The organism is Nocardia miyunensis NBRC 108239, from assembly GCF_001613065.1.
In the GTDB taxonomy this organism is placed as follows: domain Bacteria; phylum Actinomycetota; class Actinomycetes; order Mycobacteriales; family Mycobacteriaceae; genus Nocardia; species Nocardia miyunensis.
In genome coordinates this window covers 1-4697 of record NZ_BDBQ01000172.1, presented here as the reverse complement: position 1 = coordinate 4697, position 4697 = coordinate 1, and the positions used below count along the sequence as shown (strand labels likewise).

Here is a 4697-nt window from a genome sequence, read left to right as displayed (position 1 = left end):
AGGCACAGCCTCCGGGCGGCGCGATGGTCGCTGTGGGTGCTTCCGAGACCGATGTGCTGCCCCTGCTGAGGGCAGGCGTGTCGATCGGGGCGGTGAACGGTCCGTCGTCGGTGGTGCTGTCCGGCGTCGAGGCCGATGTGGTGGCCGTCGCGGGGCGGTGTGCGGAAAAAGGCTGGCGCACACATCGTTTGCGGGTGTCGCATGCGTTCCATTCGGCATTGATGGAGCCGATGCTTGCCGAATTCGCTTCGGCGATCGAGGCTTTGGCGTTCGGGCGTCCGACCGTGCCGTTGGTGTCGACGGTGACCGGTGCGAAGGTGACCGAGGAGATGTCGGTCCCGTCGTATTGGGTGAATCAGGTTCGGGATTCGGTGCGGTTCGCCGATGCGGTGACGGTGATGGCGGAGTTGGGGGTGTCGCGTTTCGCGGAAGTCGGTCCGGATGCGGTGCTGGCGCCGATGGTCACCCAGACCCTCGACGCCGCGTCCCCGGTGGTGGTGGCGTCGGCCCGCAGGCACCAGGCGGATCCGTCGACCCTGACGGCCGGACTGGCGACGCTGTTCGTCACCGGTGCGGACGTGGACTGGGGCGCCTTCTACTCCGGAACCGGCGCCCGGCGAATCGATCTGCCCACCTACGCTTTCCAGCGTCGGCGGTATTGGTTGTCCGATGCGTCCACGGCATCCGGCGGCGCCCGGGCGATGGGCTTGGTCGCCACGGAACATCCGCTGGTCTCGGCCGTGGTGTCCCAGCCGGACTCCGACGGTACGGACCTCACCGGGCGTCTGTCGCTGCGAACGCACCCGTGGCTGGCCGACCACACGGTCATGGACACCGTCCTGTTCCCCGGCACGGGCCTGGTCGATCTGGCCCTCTACGCCGGTGAACAGGTCGGCTGTCAGCACCTCGAGCAGCTCGTCCTCCGAGCCCCGCTGGTGCTGTCGGAAACCACTGGCACGGCGGTGCGCGTCGTGGTCGGCGCCGAGGACCGGGCCGGTCGTCGCGCGGTGCGGATCTTCTCCCGCCTCGAGGACGACGCCGATGCGCTGTCCTCCTGGACGGTGCACGCCGAAGGCACTCTCGCGCGCGAAAACGCCAGCGCCGCCGTCGAACTGCGGACCTGGCCGCCCACCGGCGCGGTCGCCGTGGACATCGACGGGGTGTACGACGCCCTGGACGCGCAGGGGTACCACTACGGTCCCGCGTTCCAGGCGCTGCGCTCGGTCTGGCGAGCGAGCGGCGACGTGCTCTACGCCGAGGTCGAACTGCCCGAGACCGCCCGGTCCGACGCGCAGCGGTTCGGCGTCCATCCGGCGCTGCTGGACGCGGCCTTGCATGCGCTGCGATTCGCCGATGCGCGCCCCAGCGGACCGGCATTGCCGTTCGAGTGGTCCGGAGTGACCGTATATGCGGCGGGGGCGGATGCGGTGCGGGTCCAGCTGACCCGCGTCGGAGAACAGGGCGTGGCGCTGGATCTGGCGGACACCACCGGTGCTCCGGTGGCGACGGTCCGCCGGCTCGCCTCCCGTCCCGTCGATCCCGCGCAGCTCGCCCCAGGCGCGTCCGTCGGCAACGCCCTTTTCCGGATCGACTGGACCCCGATCGAGGTGGACGCGGCCGACATCACCACGGCCGCATGGGCGGAGCTCGGTGACGAGATACCGCCGGTCGTGGTGCTGGACTGCCCGGCGGGCAACGACCCCGACACGATCCACGCCGCGACGCACCACGTTCTCGAGATCTTGCAATCCTGGACGGCGAGTGCGCGATTCACCGAATCGGTGCTCGTGGTCCGGATCGGTGGCTCGGTGTCGGTAGCCGGAGAGGACATCACGAATCTGGCCGGTGCCGCCGTCGGCGGCCTGGTGCGCTCCGCACAAGCCGAGAACCCCGGCCGCATCGTGCTGATCGACACCGATGCCGCACTCGACGGTCTGCTCGGCGGCATCCTGGCCGCGGCCGAACCGCAGGTGGCCGTGCGGGATGGGCGAGTGCACGCCGCACGGCTGGTCCGGGCGGCTCCCGTCGCGGCCGAGGCGGTCGAGTTCGATCCGGACGAGACGGTGCTGATCACCGGTGCGGGCGGGATGCTGGCCGGGTTGTTCGCCCGGCACCTGGTCACCACCCGCGGCGTCCGCCGTCTGCTGATGCTGAGCCGGCGTGGCGAATCCGCCTCCGGCGCGGCGGAATTGCGCGCCGAACTCGGTGACCTCGGCGCCGAGGTCGCGTTCGCCGCCTGCGATGTCGCCGACCGTGGCGCGCTGGCCGCGGTGCTGGCCGGCATACCCGCCGCGCACCCGCTGACCGGTGTCTTCCACCTGGCCGGCGTGCTCGACGACGGTGCTCTCGCGTCGCTGTCTCCGGCGCGGATGGATACGGTGCTGGGACCCAAGCTCGACGCGGCACTCCATCTGCACGAGCTGACCGCCGACCTGCCGTTGCGAGCATTCGTGCTGTTCAGCTCGGTGGCCGGTGTGTTCGGCAATCCCGGACAGGGCAACTATGCCGCGGCCAACTCCTGCCTGGACGCGCTGGCCACCCACCGTGCCGCGACCGGCAGGTGCGGCACGTCGCTGGCGTGGGGTCTGTGGGACGGAGGTATGGCGGGGCAGCTCAGCGACGTCGACCGACATCGCATGTCCCGCTCGGGCCTGCTACCGCTCTCGGCCGAACAGGGCCTGGCGTTGTTCGACGCCGTGACCGGTATCGACGCGCCGGCGCCGGTGCTCGCCCGGCTCGACACGGACAGCATCCGAAACGCGGGAACAGCCACGCCCGCACTGCTTTCCGGCCTCGTACCGGCCCGCCGCGGCGCGGCCTCCGGTACGTTCACGGCGCTGCGCGCCCGGGTGGCGAGCACTCCCGACAGCGAGCGCTTCGGGGTACTCGTGGACATCGTGCGTGGACAGATCGCCGCGACTCTCGGCCACGAGAACGCGAATTCGATCGCGGCGGACCGGGCCTTCAACGAACTCGGCTTCGATTCGATCACCGCCATCGAATTCCGCAATGCCCTCAAGGCCGTCACGGGTCTGCCGCTGCCCGCCACCCTGGTGTTCGACTATCCGACACCCGAGGCACTGGCCAGACATCTGGCCGAGGAATTCACCGGCACGGGCCGGGACACCGAGGTCACCGCGACGCGGGCGGTCGACGACGACCCGATCGCGGTGGTCGGAATGGCGTGCCGGTACCCCGGTGGAGTCGCCTCCCCCGAGGAACTCTGGGATCTGGTGCGCGAGGGCGGAGATGCGATCACGACGTTGCCGGCCGACCGAGGCTGGGACATCGCCGGCATCTACGACCCGGAACCCGGCCGCATGGGTAAGTCCTACACGCGCGAAGGCGGATTCCTGCACAGCGCAGCCGATTTCGACCCCGAGTTCTTCGGCATCGGCCCCAACGAGGCCACCGTCATGGACCCCCAGCAGCGACAGTTGCTGGAGACGACATGGGAAGCGCTGGAGCGCGCCGGTGTCGACCCCACCGTGCTGCGGGGCAGTTCGACGGGTGTCTTCGCCGGTGTGATGTACCACGACTACGCCCAGGGCAGCGGCAACAGCGCGGCCGGCAGTCTGGTCTCCGGACGTATCGCCTACACGCTGGGGTTGGAAGGTCCTGCGGTGTCGGTGGATACGGCGTGTTCGTCGTCGTTGGTGGCGATGCATCTGGCCGCGCAGTCGCTGCGGTCGGGGGAATGCGATCTGGCGCTGGCCGGTGGTGTGACGGTGATGGCGACACCCGAGACCTTCGTGGAATTCAGCCGGCAACGCGGGCTGTCCCCCGACGGTCGATGCAAGTCGTTCGCCGATGCCGCGGATGGTGTGGGCTGGTCCGAGGGTGTCGGTGCCCTGGTGTTGGAGCGGTTGTCCGATGCTCGTCGCAACGGTCACCAGGTGCTCGCGGTCATCGCGGGTTCTGCGGTGAATCAGGATGGTGCGTCGAATGGTTTCTCCGCGCCGAACGGTCCCTCGCAGCAGCGGGTGATCCGGCAAGCCCTGGCCAACGCGGGCTTGTCCACGATGGACGTCGATGCGGTCGAGGCGCACGGTACGGGGACGACGCTGGGCGATCCGATCGAAGCCCAAGCGCTGTTGACCACATACGGACGGGACCGTGATCCGGACCGCCCGTTGTGGCTGGGATCGTTGAAGTCGAATATCGGTCACGCTCAGGCCGCGGCCGGTGTGGGTGGTGTGATCAAGATGGTCATGGCGATGCGGCACGGGGAACTGCCGCGGACGCTGCACGTCGATGCGCCCAGTACGAAGGTCGATTGGTCCGAAGGCCAGGTGCGGTTGCTCACCGAGCCGGTACCGTGGCCGGAGGTGCATCGGCCGCGTCGCGCGGGTGTGTCCTCGTTCGGAATCAGCGGCACCAATGCGCACGTCATCGTCGAGCAGGCCCCGGACGCCGAGACCGCGCCAGCGGTGGCAACCGTTCCCGCGATCCTGCCGTGGACGCTGTCGGCGCGCGATGGTGACGCGCTGACCGGCCAAGCGGCCCGCCTGGCCGCGCATGTGGACGCCCACGATCCGGATGCGGTGGATGCCGGCTTCTCGCTGGCCTCCACGCGTGCGGTGTTCGAGCATCGGGCCGTGGTCGTGGGCCGTGATCGTGACGATCTGCTCGCGGGCGTCCGGGCTCTGGCGGCGGGCGAGACCGTCCCCGGTGTGGTGTCCGGTCGGGTGCTCCCC

Annotated in this window: 1 protein-coding gene; it reads left to right on the top strand. The window is 69.9% G+C overall.

Annotated features, from left to right (window positions below; translation table 11 throughout):
* Positions 1-23: 23 nt before the first annotated feature.
* On the top strand, positions 24-4697 hold a 4674-nt coding region (locus NM2_RS46725; protein WP_218026141.1), incomplete at its 3' end, for a type I polyketide synthase.